This is a genomic window from Acetobacter fallax (assembly GCF_011516735.1).
GTDB classification, from domain to species: domain Bacteria; phylum Pseudomonadota; class Alphaproteobacteria; order Acetobacterales; family Acetobacteraceae; genus Acetobacter; species Acetobacter fallax.
The window spans coordinates 1-848 of record NZ_WOSX01000135.1 but is presented as its reverse complement, the minus strand read 5'-3'; the positions used below and the strand labels follow the sequence as shown (position 1 = coordinate 848).

1 protein-coding gene is annotated in these 848 nt (G+C 59.2%); it reads right to left on the bottom strand.

Annotation, left to right across the window (positions count from 1 at the left end):
* Positions 1 to 9: 9 nt before the first annotated feature.
* A protein-coding gene (locus GOB85_RS18845; protein ID WP_173578878.1) for an IS5 family transposase occupies positions 10 to 758 on the bottom strand; the annotation gives its coding sequence in 2 pieces (ribosomal slippage) (positions 10 to 467 and positions 467 to 758; 750 coding nt in all).
* Positions 759 to 848 lie beyond the last annotated feature (90 nt).

Sequence of the window (848 nt, the reverse complement as noted above, 5' to 3'; positions counted from 1 at the left end):
TAGGGCCTGTTAGCACTTGATCCAGTCTGCGGCGGCAGCGATGTGGATGACCGCGAGGAACGAGGTTGCTGTTTTTTCGTATCTGGTTGCGACAGCGCGCCATTCCTTGAGACGAGCCCAGAGGTTCTCCACAAGATGTCGGCATCGATAGGCCCATTTGGGACAGGCGACCGGCCCATCGCGTCGTTTCGCGGGAATGGCCGGTCGGGCTCCCATGTCCCATATCCGTTCACGAAAGGCGTCTGACGCGTAGCCTTTGTCCGCCACGACCCACAGGGGAACAGAGGGGAGATCGTCGAGCATGGCTGGCGCCAGTGGCAGTTCATGGGCCTGTCCGGGTGCCAGAGCGAAACCAATGGCTTTTCCGTGTCCGTCCGCGATCACGCACACTTTTGTGCCATAGCCGCCGCGAGAGCGGCCAAGTGCTTCACGATGGTCTCGCTCTTCGAAAGAGGCCCCTTTTTTTGGGCTCCCGCCGCCTTGTGGTGAGCCCTGATGTTCGTGCCATCCAGAAAAGTCATGCCCAGCGCCACTCCGTGGTGCTCCTGAACCAGTTCGAGCAGGCGTTCCCACACCCCCAGTTTCGCCCAGCGGATGAAAAGCTGCGCCGCCCGCCACCACGGACCCAGCTCAGCGGGGATACTTCGCCATTTCGCACCATTCTCATGACGCCAGAAGATCGCTGCTATCGTACGCCGCAGATCATGGGGCGGTGTCTTGCCCCTTGGCCGAACCGCCTCAATCAGCGGTTCCCAGATCGCCCATGTCTCATCAGTGAAAGTGCCTGTTCCGTCTCCTTCTTCAATCCATACAATATAGGAAGTATTTTAAGATCTAACAGGCCCTAG